The 20,600-nt window shown below is 33.9% G+C and carries 15 protein-coding genes and 2 pseudogenes; 2 read left to right on the forward strand and 15 right to left on the reverse strand.

Annotated elements, in window-relative coordinates:
- Nucleotides 1-95: 95 nt before the first annotated feature.
- The 3 genes from MHB70_RS27220 to iolG form a co-directional block, all read right to left on the reverse strand.
- Nucleotides 96-1,559: a CoA-acylating methylmalonate-semialdehyde dehydrogenase gene (locus MHB70_RS27220; RefSeq protein WP_061530368.1), complete on the reverse strand. Its 1,464-nt coding sequence runs from the start codon at nt 1,557-1,559 to the stop codon at nt 96-98.
- 78 nt (nt 1,560-1,637) lie between these two features.
- On the reverse strand, nt 1,638-2,636 hold the full coding sequence (gene iolC / locus MHB70_RS27225) for a 5-dehydro-2-deoxygluconokinase (RefSeq protein ID WP_061530367.1): 999 nt from the start codon (nt 2,634-2,636) through the stop codon (nt 1,638-1,640).
- Between the two features lie 103 nt (nt 2,637-2,739).
- Nucleotides 2,740-3,765, reverse strand: coding sequence for an inositol 2-dehydrogenase (gene iolG, locus MHB70_RS27230; protein WP_061530366.1), 1,026 nt, complete (start codon nt 3,763-3,765; stop codon nt 2,740-2,742).
- A 490-nt stretch (nt 3,766-4,255) separates the two neighbouring features.
- On the opposite strand from iolG, the gene MHB70_RS27235 reads away from it, so the two are divergent.
- On the forward strand, nt 4,256-5,536 hold the full coding sequence (locus MHB70_RS27235) for an MFS transporter (RefSeq protein ID WP_061530365.1): 1,281 nt from the start codon (nt 4,256-4,258) through the stop codon (nt 5,534-5,536).
- Nucleotides 5,537-5,624: 88 nt separating this feature from the next.
- Here MHB70_RS27235 and MHB70_RS27240 read toward each other — a convergent pair whose 3' ends face one another.
- The 9 genes and pseudogenes from MHB70_RS27240 to hsdR all read right to left on the reverse strand — a co-directional run bounded on the left by MHB70_RS27240 (nt 5,625) and on the right by hsdR (nt 16,786).
- Nucleotides 5,625-6,626 (reverse strand): LacI family DNA-binding transcriptional regulator, encoded by a 1,002-nt coding sequence (locus MHB70_RS27240; protein ID WP_061530364.1) that lies wholly within the window; start codon nt 6,624-6,626, stop codon nt 5,625-5,627.
- Between the two features lie 230 nt (nt 6,627-6,856).
- Nucleotides 6,857-6,973 (reverse strand): annotated as a pseudogene (locus MHB70_RS27245) (phage terminase small subunit); the annotation flags it as partial.
- A 689-nt stretch (nt 6,974-7,662) separates the two neighbouring features.
- Nucleotides 7,663-7,887, reverse strand: coding sequence for a hypothetical protein (locus MHB70_RS27250; protein WP_061530362.1), 225 nt, complete (start codon nt 7,885-7,887; stop codon nt 7,663-7,665).
- Between the two features lie 201 nt (nt 7,888-8,088).
- Nucleotides 8,089-8,643 (reverse strand): hypothetical protein, encoded by a 555-nt coding sequence (locus tag MHB70_RS27255; protein ID WP_016107652.1) that lies wholly within the window; start codon nt 8,641-8,643, stop codon nt 8,089-8,091.
- Nucleotides 8,644-9,138: 495 nt separating this feature from the next.
- Nucleotides 9,139-9,332: pseudogene (locus tag MHB70_RS27260) on the reverse strand (DnaD domain-containing protein); the annotation flags it as partial.
- Between the two features lie 260 nt (nt 9,333-9,592).
- The gene (locus MHB70_RS27265) at nt 9,593-10,045 is read right to left on the reverse strand and encodes a JAB domain-containing protein (RefSeq protein ID WP_061530361.1); all 453 of its coding nucleotides are present in this window, start codon (nt 10,043-10,045) and stop codon (nt 9,593-9,595) included.
- Between the two features lie 530 nt (nt 10,046-10,575).
- Nucleotides 10,576-12,054 carry a restriction endonuclease subunit S gene (locus tag MHB70_RS27270; protein ID WP_061530360.1) on the reverse strand — a complete coding sequence of 493 codons (1,479 nt, stop codon included), beginning with the start codon at nt 12,052-12,054 and terminating at the stop codon, nt 10,576-10,578.
- Complete coding sequence (locus tag MHB70_RS27275) at nt 12,044-13,477, reverse strand: class I SAM-dependent DNA methyltransferase (protein ID WP_061530359.1); 1,434 nt, start codon at nt 13,475-13,477, stop codon at nt 12,044-12,046. The genes MHB70_RS27270 and MHB70_RS27275 overlap by 11 nt, the downstream gene beginning before the upstream one ends.
- Nucleotides 13,478-13,567: 90 nt before the next feature.
- On the reverse strand, nt 13,568-16,786 hold the full coding sequence (hsdR, locus tag MHB70_RS27280; protein ID WP_061530358.1) for a type I restriction-modification system endonuclease: 3,219 nt from the start codon (nt 16,784-16,786) through the stop codon (nt 13,568-13,570).
- Nucleotides 16,787-16,968: 182 nt separating this feature from the next.
- Here hsdR and MHB70_RS27285 point away from each other — a divergent pair, with 182 nt between their 5' ends.
- Nucleotides 16,969-17,889 (forward strand): DUF5655 domain-containing protein, encoded by a 921-nt coding sequence (locus MHB70_RS27285; protein WP_061530357.1) that lies wholly within the window; start codon nt 16,969-16,971, stop codon nt 17,887-17,889.
- A gap of 630 nt (nt 17,890-18,519) precedes the next feature.
- Here MHB70_RS27285 and MHB70_RS27290 read toward each other — a convergent pair.
- From MHB70_RS27290 to MHB70_RS27300, 3 genes are all read right to left on the reverse strand, one after another.
- Nucleotides 18,520-19,278: a hypothetical protein gene (locus tag MHB70_RS27290; protein ID WP_061530356.1), complete on the reverse strand. Its 759-nt coding sequence runs from the start codon at nt 19,276-19,278 to the stop codon at nt 18,520-18,522.
- 167 nt (nt 19,279-19,445) lie between these two features.
- On the reverse strand, nt 19,446-20,270 hold the full coding sequence (locus MHB70_RS27295) for a putative phage abortive infection protein (protein WP_230306535.1): 825 nt from the start codon (nt 20,268-20,270) through the stop codon (nt 19,446-19,448).
- Complete coding sequence (locus MHB70_RS27300) at nt 20,271-20,516, reverse strand: hypothetical protein (RefSeq protein ID WP_230306534.1); 246 nt, start codon at nt 20,514-20,516, stop codon at nt 20,271-20,273.
- Nucleotides 20,517-20,600 lie beyond the last annotated feature (84 nt).

A 20,600-nucleotide genomic window follows, 5' to 3' on the forward strand; every position in this document is an offset into this window, starting at 1 on the left:
ATTGGGTAGACTCCTAATACTTCCTTCTTATGTTTTACTACTTCCGTTACTTTTGCCTACAAGCAACTAGAGAGATTCTACTTCTCTCTTAATGATTATTTTTCCCAGCGAGATGTAAGCATTTTCTTTCTAGTATAAAACTCAACGCCGTCAGTACCATTCGCATGAAGATCACCATAAAAAGAGTCTTTCCAGCCAGAGAACGGGAAGAATGCCATTGGCGCTGGTACCCCAACATTCACACCTAACATACCCGATTCAATTGTTTCACGGAATTGACGTACACTTGCCCCGCTATCTGTATAGATGCAAGCTCCATTTGCAAAGCGAGACTCATTCGCAATTTCAATCGCTTCATCTAATGATTTCACACGAACAATTGATAAAACAGGAGCAAAAATCTCATCTTGCCAGATTTTCATTTCTTTTGTAACATGGTCAAAAATTGTTGGGCCAACGAAGTATCCAGCTCCTTTTACAGCTGTATCTTCGCGTCCATCACGAACTAATGTAGCGCCCTGTTCTACACCTGAATCAATGTAACCAATTGTACGCTCTTTATGCTTATCACGAATAACTGGCCCTAAAAATACATCTTCATCAAGACCATTACCGATCACAATTTTATTTGCTTCTTCTACTAGTCTTCCAACTAATTGATCTGCAATTTCTTCTTCTACTGTTACAACAGAAGCTGCCATACAACGCTCACCAGCTGAACCGAATGCAGCACTAATAATTTGCTTTGTTGCTAGTTCAAGATTCGCATCATTTAATACAATGGAATGGTTTTTCGCACCCGCTAATGCTTGAACGCGTTTTAAGTTTTCTGTTCCTTTTTTGTATACATATTCTGCGACAGGCTGAGAACCTACAAATGAAATTGCCTTCACTAATTTATGTTCCAGAAGACCGTTTACTACATCGTGTGCGCCATTTACGATATTTAATACACCTTTAGGTAAACCAGCTTCTTCAGCTAATTCAGCTAATTTTGCCGCTAGAAGTGGCGTGCGCTCTGAAGGTTTTAACACAAATGTATTACCACAAGCAATCGCAAGTGGGAACATCCAGCATGGAACCATCATCGGGAAGTTAAAAGGTGTAATTCCGCCTATAACACCAATTGGGTAACGATACATACCAGACTCAATACCTGTCGCAATATCAGGAAGCTGTTTTCCCATCATTAATGTAGGAGCACCTGCAGCAAACTCCACGCACTCAATACCACGAAGAACTTCACCGTAAGCCTCGTTATAGCTTTTTCCGTTTTCAATCGTAATCAGTTTCGCTAACTCTTCCCAGTTATCTACTAGTAATTGTTGATATTTAAATAGAATACGAGCGCGTTTTGGAACAGCTGTTTTAGACCAAGATTTGAAAGCTTCATTTGCTGCTAATACAGCTTGTTCAACATCTACTTTTGTTGAAAGGGGTACCTGGGCGATTACTTCCCCTGTTGCTGGATTGTATACTGCTTCCATCTTAGTTGAAATAGATTCTACCCATTCGCCGCCAATGTAGTTTTTTACAATTTGTGCTATTTGTACTGTCATATTCATTCTCTCCCTTTTATGTAATGTAGAAGCGTCCAATAGGATACGCCCTTACTTAATTATTGGTTTATGAGGTTTCTATACAATTTCCTCAGCCGTTTCCATGAATGCAGAAATCTCTGCCCTTGTTGGCATTGCATCCGAACAACTATGTTTAGAAATAACAATGGAAGCAGAAGCGCCTCCTAATCGCATCGCCTGAGGAATTTCAAGCCCTTGCATTAAGCCATAAATAAACGCAGATGCATACGAGTCGCCAGCGCCAAACGTCTTTAATACCTTTGTTTTAAAGATACCGCCGCGGTGCGATTGGCCGTCTCTCGTATAAGCGATTGAACCATCCCCGCCATGCTTAATTACGACGATTTTTGCATGATGAGAAAACCATCTTTCAGCCGTAACTTGATCATTAGATTGTTCGTAGTTTAATAGTTTTTCCATCATATCGAATTCTTCACGCGTTCCAATAATGACATCAGATTTTTCAGCCGCTAGATTGTAATACACAGCCGTTTCAGCTTCTGAATGCCATGTATAAGGGCGGTAATCCACATCAAAAAATATGACTACATCGTGCTTACGCGCATATTCTAGCGCTAAAAATACCGCCTCGCGAGAAGGACTTTTCGCTAAAGCTGTTCCTGAAATTAAGAGAGCCTTTGATTGTTTAATATAGTCCTCAGATACTTCTGTTGGATCAAAATTTAAATCGGCGACATTGTCGCGGTACATTAAAATACTACAATCTTCAGGGCTTTTAATTTCTGTAAAAGCTAAACCTGTCACTGCACCAGTGCGATCAATACGTATATGGTCCGTATTAATATTGTTATCCTTTAAGTACCCTGTAATAAATCGGCCCATTTGATCATCGGACACTTTACCGATAAATCCTGTTTGTAAGCCAAGGCGTGCCGCACCAATCGCAATATTCGCAGGAGAACCTCCCACATACTTAGTAAATGTTCTTGTTTCTTCCATAGGACGTTGTGTTTCATTGGCATTTAAATCAACGCATAAACGTCCAACTGCAATTAAGTCTAATGGACAATCTTCTTTAAAAATAAGTGGATTCATTGTTACTACCTCCTATGCTTTATGAAAGAGTGAATGATATGGTTCATATTTTTATAAACCTAATATTCTTAACTCTTTATCTTTCTAGAAGTAAGCGCTCTCTTTATTGGTTTAACGCAGGCTGTTTATGTTCGATTTGAACAGGTTTTCCTGTTAGTAAAGATTCCTTCGCAGCTTTCGCAATTTGTTCTGCTTGTAACCCATCATTACCACTGCAAATAACAGCTTGTCCTTCTATAATTGACTTTGTAAATTGTGTTACTTCCTCAATGTAAGCCTGCGTATAGCGCTCTAAGAAGAAATAAAGTGGCTTGTCTTTTACAACACCTTCTGTTTTTGAAACTTGTACTGTTGTCGGGCAGCAATTATCCGCAGCGACCGCTCCTTTTTCACCAAACACTTCAAGACGCTGGTCATATCCATAAACAGCTTGGCGGCTATTATCAATTACCCCTAAAGCTCCATTCGCAAATTTTAATGTGACAATCGCTGTATCAACATCATTTACCTCCTGAATGGATGGATCAATTAATGTTGTTCCATATGCAAATACTTCAACAACTTCACTATTCATTACATAACGAGCCATATCAAAATCATGAATCATCATATCCATAAACAATCCACCTGAAGAGCGAACATACTCTATACTTGGTGGTTGTGGATCTCTAGACGTAATTTTTAAAATATGTGGGTGTCCCACTTCTCCTTGTTGAATAAGATCATAGACTTTTCTGAAGTTAGGGTCGAAACGACGATTAAAACCTACTTGAAGAGATACTCCTTGTTCTTTTACTACTTCTAATGCATCTAATGTTTCTTCTACTGAGAAACTAACAGGCTTTTCACAGAAAATATGTTTTTTCGCAAGAGCCGCTTCTTTAATAATTTGCGCATGTGTATTTGTTGGTGAACAAATGAATACAGCATCAATTTCTGCATCTGCTAATAAATCCTGATAGTTTGTAGTCAGAGTGGAAATCCCTTTATCCTCGGCCCACTTTTCTAGATGACTAATCACTACATCTGAAACCGCTTTAATTTTTACTTGTGGCATAAGCTGCAGATTATCAACATGCAGTTTCCCAATTCGTCCAGCCCCAATAATTCCAATCGTTATAACATTCATATGATTTCTCCCTCTTTATTTAAATTTAAGAAACAAAATGAAAGTCTATAAGGTTTAGCACATCAAATTAAGTTAAGCGCTTTCCCTATTTTTCTTCATTATACACACTTGATTCTAAATTGAAAACATTTTTATTTTTTTGAATACTTTTCTTTTTATTCGAATTTCAAATTTCGCAAGTAAACGTACTACGTCCATATACAAATTAATAATTAGAAACAAATAATCTAAACCGCTACAAAAATAATCTTTTAAAATACTGATATAACAAGGGAAGATAAGCCTTTTAAATAGTAAACCCCATCTATAAGGTATTCCTTTCTTTTCATACTCATTATTATTTTATTGTCCAATAAGTAAATAGGATGCCCTTATAAAAGAAAGTTGTAAATTGTCAAAAAATTTCATTGACGACCCTATTATGTAAGCGTATACTTTTTTATCAAAAAGAATTAAGCGCTTAACCAAAAAACTTATCGGTGGTGGGAGAATGAACGCAATGAGTTCAAACAAAACATTTATGGACAAGATTGGTATTCCTTCTAATTTAACTTGGGGATACATAGGGATTATTGTTTTTATGATTGGGGATGGTTTAGAACAAGGATGGTTATCCCCTTATCTCGTTGAGAAAGGCCTAACGCTAGAACATGCTGCTTTTCTGTTTACGATTTACGGAATTACTGTATCTGCTTCTTCTTGGTTTTCGGGGGTATTTGTACAAATGTGGGGACCAAGAAAGGTAATGACATTTGGTTTAGTATCATTCATTTTAGGCTCCATTGGGTTCATAGGTATAGGCATTCAACATATGAATTATCCGGTAATAATAATTTGCTACGCTCTACGAGGATTTGGGTATCCCTTATTTGCTTATTCTTTCCTAGTTTGGGTATCTTACAGTACTCCACAGCAAATGCTCTCAAGGGCGGTTGGCTGGTTCTGGTTCGTATTCCAGCTTGGGCTTAGTGTTATTGGAGCCTTTTATTCTAGCTATATGGTTCCTAAGATTGGGGAAATCGCTACTTTATGGAGCGCCTTAATTTTTGTTGTCGTCGGGGGATTATTCTCAATTGTTGTAAATAAGGACAGATTTAAAGCACAAACCGTAAGCGCTAACAAATCAAGCGAATTACTAAAAGGCATTACCATCGCATTTGAGAATCCTAAAGTTGGTATTGGTGGTATTGTTAAAATTATAAACTCGGCCGCTCAGTTTGGATTTGTTGTTTTCCTGCCTACTTATATGATGAAATATAATTTTACTATGACTGAATGGCTACAAATTTGGGGTACTCTATTCTTTGTAAATATGGTGTTTAATATTATTTTTGGTATTGTTGGAGACAAGTTTGGCTGGGTAAATACGATTAAATGGTTCGGAGGAGTCGGTTGCGGAATTGTAACTCTTGCAATCTATTATGTACCACAAATGGTGGGACATAATTATTGGGCTATATTATTTGTTGCCTGTTGCTACGGAGCAACACTTGCCGGTTATGTACCGCTTACAGCATTAGTCCCATCTTTATCTCCTGAAAATAAAGGAGCTGCAATGTCTGTCTTAAATTTAGGGTCAGGATTATCAGCATTTGTTGGGCCATTAGTAGTAACTGCATTCATCGGTCCATTAGGGGTAGGCGGCGTGATGTGGATCTTTGCTGGCTTGTACTTCTTTGGCGCATTTTTAACTCATTTCCTTACTATTCCAAAGGAAAATGAGATGAAGCAGGATTTAAATACAAAAAGCGGCGAGCAATTCTCAGTTTAAACTCTAATTATAAAGAAGGTCATCATAACTGTACATAGTTACGATGACCTTCTTTTCGTTACATTCAAGTAGGCTATTAAAAAAGTTTTCATGTAATATCCTTTACTGAGGACCTCTCTACTAACTGAGGAATAATTGTAATTTTTTGCTTAGCATGCTCCTTCATTTCCATCGTTTTTAGCAGTTGTTCAAACGTACAGGTCGCCATTTGTGTAATCGGCTGTTCAATTGTTGTTAACCCTGGATCTGCAATCTCAGCATAGATTGTATTATCAAATCCGATAATTGATAAATCTTCCGGAATCGAAAGTCCTTGTTTTCTTGCTTCATTCATTAGGCATATAGCAATCAAATCTGTACAAGCAAAAACCGCGGTAGGTCTGTTAGGTAAATTAAGTAACTCTTTACTTGCACGTTTGCTATCTTCAACTGTCGAATAGCAGCTAATGATAGCATCATCATCTAATGAAACCCCTAAATCCGTAAGAGCTTGCTTAAAACCATTCAGTCTTCCTACGCTACTTTTTCTATCCTTCTCCATCATAATTGTTAAAGATGTATGGCCTTTCTGCGTTAGATAATTCCCAGCTAGATAGCCTCCCCTCATATCATCAGTTGTCACAACATGCGTTGTGATGGAAGGATGATCTACGGTGAATAAAACAAGAGGCAAATCTCGATTCACGATTTTTTTAACAAGTTTATAATCATTTAGTTCCGTTGCAATAATAATGCCATCTACTTGCTTTTTAAATAATAAATCAATGTACTCGTGCTCACGTTTTGTTTGATGATCTGTACTACATAAAATGAGTGTATACCCGGATTCTCGTGCACTATTTTCAAAAGCTCTTGCTACTTCTGCAAAAAATGGGTTTGAGATATCTGGGACAAGTACCCCAATCGTATATGTTTTTTTACCTGTTAACGCTGCTGCTACACTACTTGGCTGGTAATCTAATTCATCCATTACCTGATTTACTTTGTTTATTGTTTTTTCACTAATACGCCCAGTTTGATTAATTACCTTGGATACAGTTGCTATTGATACACCTGCTTTTTCCGCAACATCATAAATTGTTGGTTTCACTTTAATTGTCCCTTCTTAATCATCTTTTTCTATATTTTATCATAAATAGATTTCGCTTCTTGGTATCCAAACGGAAATCTTTTAAAATTTGTAAGCACTTGTATATTCAGGCTTAGTTCTCTCAATTACATACACCTCATTCCAAGTAGATATTTCAACTTATAATGACTCTGTATGGATAACTTTTTACGAACAGCATACTTCGATCAGAAGTAAAAAAATTATATTCTGATCAGTTTTTCGAATGTAAACAACAATTCAGCAATTTTACGATTAGTAATATAGCAATTATGCTCTTTAAATAGTTTATTTGCTTTGTTACAACCTGGACTTCGTTGGCTGGCCATAATTACTTCACACCTTCCCCTTATTCAATTGTTTGCCTTTATTCTCTATACACTCAATATATATGAGAGTTATCCGTATTCACTTCATGGAAATATGTTTTCTCAAAACGAATAATAGTCAATGGTATTTTAAATCTTCACATACAAGGCTCATTACAAACAGAGCTTATATGAACTTTGATATTATCTTTTTACACCACCTCGCATATAAAAACCCCTACAACATGTGCAGAGGTTCGATAAAAACTTTTTAATTAAATGATATTTTCACAATTGTTACGGACATAGCGTGTGACCAACAATGATATTAGAAAGTTGAATAGTTCCAACAACAGCTCTCTGATCGCATGTAACCAAACGATTGCAAAAATTTATAGTTTGAGATCCTGATACACCAAAATTAATTAGTTTAACTAAATTACAGTCCAAATTTTTTAGTACATTAATCTTTTCAGTACTACTAGCAATTATTTCATTTACACATATACTACCTTTAGAACAAATATATGCTATATGGCTATTATCTGTAGCTGTATGATTACATACCGTCCCAGTAATTGCTCCACCACATTCAGAGGTAACTGCTATATTTGCTAAATACGGAATACAGCCTATTATCCTAACATTCTGACAGACACCCTTTACTGGACCACACTTGGTATCACAACATATTTCTTCATCCTCTATCACTATATATAAGCAATCTGTCGTGTATAAAAATCGATAAATTTATCTATTCTGTTTTCACGGTTATCAGCATTGTCATCAATTATTTCATTTTCTTGATATTCTAAGTCCATCACAAACAACCCTTTCATGTATATGATATTTGTATCTATCCCATATACATAATAAACAACAATAAAAAAATGAGTCTGTACGCCTATATATTCAAATATTAATAATTTGTCCATTCCAAAGCATATTCTAAATCTGAAATCATTTCAGATTATATTTTAATTTCCTCTTCTTCGGCTGTTTCTTTAGCTTGTTTGATGCTTTTCAATGACTGTTTATACTCTTTAATTAATGCTTTCATTACCTCATTGCAAAATAAAAAAGGACATCAACTGCTATAAAGAATCAGTGCCTTCACGCTTTTATTCCCGGACTACTTAATCTTGTTCTCTATCTTCTTTAATGGATCCTAAAATTGCTAAAAATAAATTTGCTTTATCTATAATAAGATGATTTCTGATTGCTAAAATTATCATCAATGGAAATACAATGCTCGGAATTAGCATTATGTTCATATTACTGTTTCCTACAATGTCTATAATTGTTTTAACATAATTTATATTCGTTCCACCAACCTTACTGGAAATTTGCGCTAATTGTGCCGTGGTAGCTATTAATATCGTTACTATAATCCCGATAAAAGTAGCAAAAATGGTGTAAATTTGATAATTAATTTTTATAGTATCAATATAAGAAACTAACATAGAATAATAAAGGTTTAACTGCTTCTTATCACTGATTTCTGAGTCTATATATTCTTTAAACTTCTCCATTTCTCCAAGGTTATTACCCTTTTTAAAACTTGTATACTCCTCATTTAAGTAACTATAAATACTACGACTTTTTTCTATACCACGCATTCTTGCTTCCTCTTGAATACTTGTATTACTACTATTCTTTTGAACTTGCTCATTTGCATTAACCTCAGACAAAAAAGATTCCTCCTATCATCAATATAAATATCCGTATATAATTTAATATTAATATAAAGATATCAATTAAAACAACTCATAATAATCATCTGGCGCAATTTCTTTTGGGAATTTATTAATTACCTTTGCTTCATTTGATATATAAACAATAATATATGTATAACACACCTTAGAATTGAATCTCTTAATATAAGCCTTTTCAAAATCAAATATTGTTAGTTACTCAGGCATTATAATCACACCAAACCCTTACTTCTTGGAATTACTTTTTGTTTTTCAGCTTGATCATATACTAGTAAAATTGCTTACTGGGGTTTCCGTTTAAGTATTTTCAAAATGTTCCCTACAGAAATACCAAATTTCCACACCTCTCGAAAATCATTAATCTATTGGATGCTCCACCCATGATTAAATTTCTCTCGCATAATATAATCTGCTTCATTTTGACTTAAGCTTCTTTTCGATATTTAGCTAATACTTGTTCTAAACGTTTACGTTCACCTTAGGCGCATTCTTTTCTAAAGCTATTTCCATTGATTTGAGAACAAGTTGTACATTCAAATCTTCAATCCCCGCATTATTCCCTTCAGCCACAAATGGTTTACTAACTCCAAAGTTTGCTCGTTGAATGCTATTGGATTTTCTTCTACTACTTTTCTATCACTTGAGCAGCTTGCTGCTTCTTTTTCCTTCATATCAAAAGCCTTTAAGCTAATTTTTCTCACTTTAGGTTAGAGCTATCTTGTTAGTTTATTAGGCATAGATCCTTTTTTCTTATCCAATATTTCTGACCTTTAAATCTGACCATTTCCACGAATCACATATTATGAATTCATTTATAAATCACCCTTACAAATAAAAAAATAAGAAGATCCATGCGAATAAACGCTTTAGAATCTTCCTATTTCTCCATATACACCCTTAAAAATAGTTGGCTTATTGCTTTGTATTAGATAATCCCTTTTTTCAATAAACTTACATAACTATTATCTCCAATGATGACATGATCTAGAAGAGGTATACCAATAATGTTTCCACATTCTTTTAATCTCTTCGTTACTTCAACATCTTCATGAGACTCCATACTATGTCCTGATGGATGGTTATGAAAACATACAATTGAAGATGCATTGTTTAATATTGCCGTGCGGAAGGTTTCCCTTGGATGGACTAACGATGAATCAACAGTTCCTTCGAACACAATGCTACAGCCAATAATTTCATTCTTTGTGTTTAAGTTAAATACACCAAAAATTTCATTAGGTCTTGATTCTATATCAAATATAATCTGTGCAAACCGTACAGCATCCGCTGGACAAGTGATTTTCTTTTTCTCAATATCATAAATACGATTACTGTCTTTTACCAACTTTACAGATTGAACCATAATTTTCTTACCCATGTCCTTCTCCCTTCGAAATAAAAAAGACGAGACTTCTCCTCTCATCTTTTTTCAACTTCTTTTGTATTTTGAAATTCAAAATTCTTACTTCCCCACTACAATTCTTAATAATTTAAGATAATCTATCACATCCTTGTTAGTTGATTACTTGTCCTATTCCTACAACGCAAAAAACCTTCCAGGAATACATTCGTATTACAAATTAGCGTATGTGTTTTATACACTTCTTTGTAATGAATCGTAAACCCGAAAGGTTTGTGGTTATTTAGGAATGATTAAAAAGGAAAAATTTCTTAATGTTATTATATAATATACTAAACATTCCTTCAATCCCATATTTCTCAAAATTACATTTTCATGGAAAGAACAAAGTATTCAACTTTGAATCTAAAAATTAAAATAGCCATCTTCCTATAAACTAAATCAAGATAATTAATAGTAATTAACAACTGTTTACTACTTTTAATGATAAGACGGTTAAAAACAATGAAACTGTTTAAAAATCTAATGTTTTTAATTAAATAATTTGATTAAAACTGCAATTTTTCTTGCAGAATCAGTTTCAATGATTCCATGGCTAGCTTATCTTTCGAGTCCCTTGTGTCAAGTTCACCTTTAAATGCTTTAGATAGGATAGATTGTTTTAATTCTTCTAAATCGTTCTTAGAAGGTAACATTTTAAAAATTGATTCTTCTTTTTCTAATAACTTCTCTAAATGAATTACAATTTCTTTTTGTTCTTCTATTGGAGGTAATTTAATCGGTAAACTATTTGCATTTTTTTTATTCAAATAAGCAATAGTTGTTGAAGTTGCTATTCCTTGCATGTATTTTTCCAAAGTTCGAATTTGATACATCAAAAATTTCGGATCGATTATTTTATTTGGTAAGAATGCATGTAATTGTTGATTAATAACCATAGGGTTTTGTACAACCGCAGAAATACCAAACCTACCTACACATGTCATTATCACACTATTACAAGGAATAATCTTGGCTTTTACATGTTTTATTTCTGCTTCTGTTAATCCCAATCCGCTTTTACTTGTACAAACAGTTTCAGATATAATATCAGGAATTGTAATCCATGGAATGTCACCACTAAATGATTTGGGTTTATCTCTTCCTGGTACAATACATTCACAAATAAAGCCTACTGGTAGTTCAATCCAATTATCAGGAAATTCTCCAGTTCTTTTTAGATCATTCTCTATAGAATAATTAGAAAAACTATATTTCTTTAACTCTTGTTTAGAGCCTATTTGTAATTTTCTTTCTGCATGAAACTGCTCAAATTCTTTTTGTGCATAATATAAATTATTTTTTCTCCAACTAGATGTTAATTCTCCATTAAAAGCCTTTTCTAATATCGCTGCTCGACGAAGTTGAAATGTTTCTTTTGCATCTTCAATCAACTTCCTTGCATGTTCAATTTTTATTAATAAATCATTAGATTTAACGATTATATTTTTTTGTTCTGCAATGGGGGGTAAAGGTATAAATAAATTTTTCAACCCTTTTGTATTAACATTGGCTCTAGTTGTCCCTTTGCTATTCTGTTCTATTTGCTTCCAATAGAGAGAAGTTTTCATAAATAGAGCTAAATAATCTGCTAATAAAAGGTTATTAGGAACAAGTCTAATTAAGTATGATGCAAAAACTGAATCCTCCGGGTTTTTGATTATTTGCGATTTACCAACAGAACCCATCCTAGCTACAACAATATCATTATGATTAAGTTTATACTTTAAAAAATTTTCTTTAGAAATTTTACAGAATGGAACGCCTTCCCAATTGATTTTTTCATCCAGGTCTGTAATCCTCAAAAAATGTGGCCCTATTTTTTCATGAGTTGCACTCTCTGTATATCCATACTGAAGATGATCAAGTAATCCCTCCAACTTCACCCACCCCCAACCTTCTGGCAAGTTATAAGGCTGCTTATCTTCTGGAACTGTCGCTTTTTCTAACACCTCGTTCATTGTCTTCAATTTTTTCTTAATTACCATCTTTTTTCACCTCGATCACTTGTAACTCATCTACAACCTCTTGTAGTAATCCCATGGCTTGTGAAAGTTTTGAAATAACCTCTTCTGCAGATTCAATTGGATCCGGTAAGTTATCATAAGTTGATAAAGACTTGTCTGCAATTAAACCAATATCTAAACTGTCATCTTTTTTCATAATTTCTTCATGTGTAAACCTATTAAAACGTTCATCATTTATTTCTTCTCGATTTTCAGCACGGTATGCTTTTATAAAATCTTCAAAATGCTTATGTGTTAATAGTGTTCGCTTACCAAATGACGGCATATTTGTACGTAAGTCATACACCCACACGTCTTTTGTATTATCTTTGTCCGTTATGCCACGATCAAAGAATAAAACATTAGTTTTTACACCCTGCGCATAGAAAATACCAGTTGGTAAACGAAGAATTGTATGTAGGTTACACTTCTCCATTAAATCACGACGAATTTGAGCACCAGCGCCACCTTCAAATAACACGTTATCAGGTAAAACAACAGCTGCACGTGCATTTCCATCTGTTTTTAATGAGTTATAAATTAACTGTAAGAAGTTTAGCTGTTTATTCGATGTTTCAAATGTTAAATCATCACGTGTTGCACGTTCTCCGCCTTTTTTCATACCAAATGGTGGATTTGTTAATACAACATCAAAGTTTTTCATCCACTTACCATTGGCAGATAACGTATCACCTTGCTCTAGTGGACCTTCAATGTCATGTAATAAAGCATTCATGAGAGCTAATCGGTGAGTATCTTTTACAAGTTCCATACCAGTAAATGCTTCATTCTTTTGGAACTTTGCTTGATCTGGTGATAATTCAAAATAATCATCTGTTTTTTCTTTTAAATAGCGATCAGCCGCAATCATAAAACCAAATGTTCCTGCTGCCGGGTCATTTAATTTTTCACCTGGTTTTGGATCCATTAACTCCACCATTACATCAATTAGTACACGTGGCGTAAAGTATTGTCCTGCACCAGATTTTTTCTCACTGGCATTTTTCTCAAGAAGTCCCTCATATAAATCACCAAGTCCTTCTTCTTTCGCATTATACCAATCTAATTCATCAATAGACTTTATTAATTTTTCTAAGTTCTTCGGTTCATCGATGCTTGTAGCCGCACCACTGTAGATCGCTCGTAAACGCTCATTTTCTGTCTCTGAAGAACCTAGTTTTAATAGTAATGCTTGATAGAATTCTTTTAACTCAATACCTTCTTTAGATAGTAAATCATCCCAACGATACCCTTCTGGAATAACACTCTCTGTTTCTTGCTCTTTCATCATTTTTAAGAACAAAATATATGTCAATTCAGTTACATATTGTTGATATGTAATCCCGTCATCACGTAATACATTTGCTAATCCCCATAGTTTTGAAACAATCTCGTTGTTATTCATAATCTTCCTCCTAAAATAAAACACTGCCTATTATTATACCTTTTTTTTATTCAAATCAAAAGGAGCTCAATAACAGAGCTCCCTTGTCCATTAACTAGCATAAAGACCTTCATTGATAGCATACACAAGTTGATTTACTTCTTCTTCACCTAGATCTTTTTTCAGCCTTGTATACCCGCCTTGACTTTTAAATGGTTCTTCTGAAAAAGCATCCTCCGGTGTAGGTGCTAACACTGGGAATTTCAATAATTGTGTTTCGATACGCTGTAGCCATTTTTTCTGTCTAGGCGTCCAATCGTGCATCTCATATACTTTCCTCATCGCATTTTTCACTCGTGCTTCTTGGTCAACCAATGCTTCACCAAGTGCCGCTTGTCGAATAAAGCTAATAATATCCGCTGCAATTTCTTCATTCTTCGCTTGCTTCCAAGCATTTCTCAAATCATTTTCTTTATATCCTTCCGTACTCAATTGCACAATAATATTACGGAGGTCATCTTTCGTTAAGTCTTTAGGACGCTGACAAATAATTTGGAGTGCAGGTATTGTATTCATATTCTCCCGAATATATTGTACAAAACCATCTAGATAATCGACTGGCCTTGTTTTTCCTTCCCCATATCCACGATTTACAGACGTAACCTGATCTTCATGCTTCGAAATTACTTGAAGTTCCTTTTGCGTTCTATAATTTTCTAGATAATCAAATAAACGACTATTTGTCTCCACTTGATTTTGCGTATAATCTTGAATGTCATGTGCAAAGTCATCAACTGTCGTACCTTTTGATAGTTGTTCAAATTCTTTCTTTGCGGTTTCATCTAGCTTTTGTTTTTTACGTTGAATTTTTGCAACTAACTGATCTAAGAAGTGCTTTGCTTCATCCTTTGTCTCTGATTGAATATACGCTTCTTTTAAATCACCAATTGATACATTTTGCTTTTTCACAACAGGTTTCATATCTGTATACTTTTGTAGTTGATGATAAATACCAACTGCATCAAAAATACGAAATACTTCTTTATTGATGTCAGGACATAATCTTGTTGCACGGCCCAACATTTGATCGTATAAAATACGTGATTTAATACGACGTAAAAAGACGATATTTGTAATCGACGGTACATCAATTCCTGTCGTTAAGAGATCTACTGTTACAACGATATTTGGTAATTTTTCATTTTTAAAGCGTTTAATCATTTCATTCGGACGATAAATAGAGCCTGTGATTTTTACAATCGCATCATCTGATACTATATCTCCTCGCTCCTCAAATGCTTCTTTTAATAGACGTACAATTGAGTCAGCATGTCGATCTGTCGCAGCAAAAATCAATGTTTTTTCATCACTTTCAGGATCGATGTAGTCTGTTAATTTCGTTAAAACTGCTCGATTAAACCCATCCGAAATAACTCTCTTATTGAAATGTTCCACTTCAAATTTCAATTCATCTTCCAATTGTTCTAAAATGATTTCACCCTCGTCAGGGTCATACAGTTCAATCTCTTCACCTTGGTTAAATGTAATACCATTTTCCTTAAGTTCTGTTTCAAATAAGTACGGAGGTTCATGATCTACTAAGTAACCATCTAATACAGCCTCAGTATAAGAATATTTATAAATCGGATTTCCAAAAATCTCCGTTGTATGTAATGCTGGTGTTGCAGTTAATCCTAAAACCGCTGCATCAAAATAATCAATAACTCGTCGGTACTGACTCACATAATCATTTTGATTACGGAATAATAGTTCATCTTCTGTCATTTCTTTATCACTTGTATAACCTCTGTGTGCTTCATCGACAATAATAAAATCATATTGTCCAACAGAAGGAAGTTTTTCTCCATCATTATAGAATAAGCGTCGAACCATCCCTTGAACCGTTGCGATTTGAACTTTTGTTTCAACATCAGGTGTCATATCTTCTAAAGTTTTAACATCATAAATAGATGAAAACGGTAAACCATTCTCCATTTTAGAATCTTTTAATGCGTCTTCTGTTTGTTGTCCTAATGAATTACGATCTACTAAGAAAAGAATACGACGACATTTTTTCGCTTTAATTAAACGATACATAAGTGCAATTGCTGTACGAGTCTTACCTGTTCCTGTTGCCATTGCAACCAGCATTTTACGCGCACCTTCTATTAATGCATTTTCAACAGATAATACCGCTTTTTGTTGATACTCACGTAAACTAAACTTTGTAATATCATCCTCTTTTAAGCGCTTATCAGCTTCTTCATTATTCACATCTAATAAAAGTTTTAAATCCTCTGGTGAATGCCACCCTTCAATTGCGTGAGCTCGTTTTGTTTGGTGACGTGTATCCCAAAACCAAATCCCAGATTGATCTTCCAATTGTCGAAGGAACGGACGACCATTTGAAGCATAAACAAATGGCACTTTATATTCACCATTTGGAGGTAACAGTTGAATACCCTCTATTTGTCTAACATTACGTGCATAATCCTTCGCTTGACTATCAAGAGCTGCCGGAATGTCACGGTGTTTTGCTTTCGCTTCAACTACAGCTACTAACTGCTCACCGATAAATAATGCGTAGTCAGCATATTGACTACCAACTTTCCATTCAGCAATCGCCATGTTTCTATTTTTTTCAGGCATTGTTTTATAATTTTTAAAGTTAATAGTTTTTGAATCAACTTCCCAACCAACTGCACGTAATTTATCATCAATTAATATACGTGTTTGTTCTTCTGACATTTGATATTTACGTAAATGCTTACGCGATTTTTCTTTACGTTGAACACGAAGTTCTTTTTCTACTTCACGATCCGAAATGACTTCCAATTGTTTTTCTAAGGCTTTTTCTTTCTTATCAATCTCTGCTTGTAGTTGTTTGATTTTTTCTTGTAATGCAGAAGAATCGGCTTCATCAATTGGAGGAACATAACTTGGCGCACTAAACTCCCAGTCTACGTAAACCTCCATAAACCAAATAGAAACTTGATAAGCTAATGCTAGCAGTTGCTTTGCTTCTTCTGCTGTTCCATAACTACCATCGTGAGCAGCTTTATTTCCCTTTTTACGAAGTAAGTGGAAAATCTCTAACATTTCTGGTTCTGCTAAACCTTCCCGCTGAATTGCATTTAATCTCTCAATCTGATTGGTACCCTGTAGTTCTTTAATATTGTCAGAAGCAAGTACAGATTTTGCAATTGTTTCTCCAAGTAAACGCAATTTACTGATCGTTGTGTTTGAGTCAATATATACATTACGCTCAGCACTTTCACCAATCTTCGCCAACACTTCCCATTCACCTTTAAAAAATGAAAAGTTACTCATCCCATCACCACTTTACAAGTAAATTATCATATTTATATACAACTATATCAATAAATATTATACTTATCTTTACAATATAATACAATTATATACTATTAGTGACATTCAATTGTATCTTTATTTATACACTATAAATGCATATACAAAAATAATATAATTTTAATTATAAGGGGGCATACAAATTGGGCGATATTAAAATATTCCGTTTAAATGAAAATAATGTAGAAGAATTAGTTGGGCAAGCACTAGCGGTCGAAAAATCATTACAAACTATAATAGAACGACACCTAGATACATTTTTAGGAATACGTTTTCTAGCCTCTGAGTATAGCACAGGTAAAAAACACGCAGGTAGAATAGACACATTAGGCATAGATGAAAATAATTCACCTGTAATCATCGAGTATAAACGTTCAGTAAACGAGAATGTTATAAACCAAGGATTATTCTATTTAGATTGGCTACTAGACCATAAGGCAGAATTTGAATTGATGGTGATGCGTAGATTCGGAGAGGAGGTCTCTAATGCTATCGACTGGAGTAGTCCACGTTTATTGTGTATAGCAGGTGGTTTTACTAAGTACGATGAACACGCAGTAGAACAAATTAACAGGAATATTGAACTATACGTTTATAAGCACTATGAAGACGGGCTACTGTTACTTGACTTGGTTAATGCTACAACTGCTCAAACTGTACATATTAATGATGATACAACTGCTCTGACTACTAACAGAAATACAAAAGTTAAAACCGTCTCAGATTACCTTGAGCAATCAAATAGAAATTTAATTGATAGATTTGAAGCACTAAAATTGTACATGTTGGCATTAGGTGACGACGTTCAAGTAAAAATATTAAAACATTATATAGCTTTTAAAAGGATTAAAAACTTTGCATGCCTAGAAGTACACCCCCAAAGCGATAAGATCTTATTGTATTTAAAGGTGGATCCGAAACATGTAGAGCTACAGAGTGGTTTTACTCGCGATGTTAATAATATAGGACATTATGGTACGGGAGATTTAGAAGTTATTATTACAAGTGACAAAGATATCGAAAAGGCTAAACACTTTATTAATATGAGTTATGATGTGAGTTAGTAAATCCTTTTACCAATTAAGGCGATTTATTTATAAAAGTGTAAACTTCTCACAGAAGATTTCGACTCAGTAGGGAAAGCGCACCTTGACAGGGTTTATAGACGGGTTATCAATTATAACTTTAAAAACCGTTGATATATGTATACTGTCAAACCAAAAAAATTAACATTAGGTTCTACTCAAATATTGATTGAAACCCAACACTCCGTTAAATCTGAAATTCAGGATACAAGGAGTGTTCTTTATTGTCTTTAGGATACTTTAACGAAAAAGAAAATGTACGGAAACGCCAGCCGCATAAGCAAAAAGCTGAAAGAATTACAAAGGAAAATGCAGTTGAACGATTATTCGAAAGGTTTCTTGAAGTTAAAGTTAAACAGAACCTGCGACCGAAATCTTTAAATTAATTTGTCCTTATGTTCAACAGTATTAAAACTTTTCATAACGAAAAAAGTACGAAAGCATTTTATCTGTCAGATATTACAACAAACTCAAACATTTTTATTCTTTACTTTGACCAAGTTATCGGATTTATGCCATTCTCAAATGAACAATGATACTCAAAAACCACTCGTCATAATGCGAGTGGTTTTTATCTGTTTTAAATCCAGTATTAAAAAATTATACCTTTTATTTATTACGGTGAATTATACCTTTTAATTTCTCTTTGCTTACGGGCTCAGAAATAAGTATACATTCTAAATGTATCGTACCATCTGACTCATGTTCTTGGTTATACCTGTCCACTTTTATTACGTATTTAACATTGTGATATTTATAATTAACATCATTGTATGTTACACTAAGCTCCAATTCTGGTAAAGCATCCCTGTTAATCGCAGTAGCCCTAAAGACGTGATTAAGGAGCACTAAAACATAGCTAGGCAATAATATCCCCACTTTTTTCCCAGGTTCAATTACATCTTTTCGCCTTATATTCCTTTTAATCTCAAGAAATCTTTTCTGTTTCATAGAATTTTGGAAATATATATCAAATGATTCTTTTTCATCATTAATAGAATCTATTTTAATATCGTGTTGACCATTCTTAAATTTATCATTTATGTTTTCTTGCAGCTTATGTAAATTATTACATCTATAGCTATATGCTATATTAATTGCGGCTGTACCACCGTAATTATATAGCGGTATAGTGGTCCCAGAAAACTTATTATTCAGCTCCTCACCCTTTTCCCAATCCAAATGAGTTTCAGGTAAATCTAAATCAAAACTTTTTATTGCGGGTCCTATGACTGGTTCTCTTTGTTTTTTAAATTGTCTATTTTGAAACCAAATTGCACCAATAGCAACAAGCACAGCACAAAAAGAAATAATTGCCCCAGCTAATGCTACCCAATCAAAGCCACCTTTTTCTAAAACAATTATCAAATAGTTTCCTTCCTATACAACAATATCCTATATATTCCATTATAACACGTTTCACAGAATATACGTTTGGCATTTTCATATATGGAACTCACAAAACCACCAACTTTATTGAAGCTGATGGTCATTTTTATTAAAACTTATGTATTTGTGTATAGCGACAAGCTAGTTTAATCATTTTCAATCAAACTTTTGTATGCAGGAGATAAGATAGTATCTGCTTTGAGCACAAAGCTTCCTCCAGGTTTACCTTTTAAGATTTGTCCATTTGTTTCTTTAATATCAAGTACATCATACTTTTTTATTAAATCTTTAAATTTGTAATTTTTTTCATACAATGAATTAATTAAAATCAATTCAAATTCAGCATTAGACCATTGCGCCCGTAACGTGCCAAAGTAAAATCTTTTATCTCCGATAATCATATCTCGCCCAGTTTTTTTCTTGACCCTTCTTTGTTCTTCTTCATTATCAGCTACATTTTCTACTATAAATTTAACAATTCGGTAATTGTTTCTCATGTAATGACCAATGGCGTTTCCATATTCATTTTGAATACCTTTATATAACTTATTTAAATGTTCTTGATTAACTAGATTTGATTCGTTTAATAGTAGTTTTTTGTATTTATCTCTTTCCTGATGCGGATATTTATTCCATTCTTCTCCTGGATATTTGATTCCAAAAGCTAGTTTAGCCAATCTGTTTTCAAAAATACTTTTCAATTGTATAATAGCTTCTCTTCCCATATATTCTTGCCTCGTGCCAGCTAATCTCACGGGGCCGTTATAATAGACTATCTTAATTTCATTAACAATCTGATGATGTAGCGTTAACATATTAAAAAATGTTGTTTCAAACTGTTGTCTTTTCATCGTTTCATTCGTAATTTGCGTTTCTTTTCTAGCTTCCTCAGCTTGTTGTACTGAAGCTGCCATTTGTTCTACTGAAGCTTCTGTTTGTTTTACCATTTCATCAATACTTTTTCGACTCATTTATAGCTCTTTACGTTGCATGATATTGGTAGCAATTAATAAGAATACACTAGCTCCAGTTAAAAAGGTTACTGTTGTTCCTCCTATGAAATCCCCTATTGGTCCAAGCTTTTCTAAATAACTAAAATCAAAATGATAAACTATAAATGGCATTGCCATCGCAATAGGTACTAAAGCAAAACCAATCCATGTAAAAAATTTCGCCCATCCTTCTGTATTTTTGTTTTCGTTGTCTATACTAGTCAAGTAGTTCATCTCCTCTTGTCAGGATTCTCAATTAACTTATTATAACAATTAATCTAGTTATTAACTATATTTTCATATAAACAT

The organism is Bacillus sp. FSL M7-1020 (assembly GCF_038050415.1).
Lineage (GTDB): Bacteria > Bacillota > Bacilli > Bacillales > Bacillaceae_G > Bacillus_A > Bacillus_A toyonensis.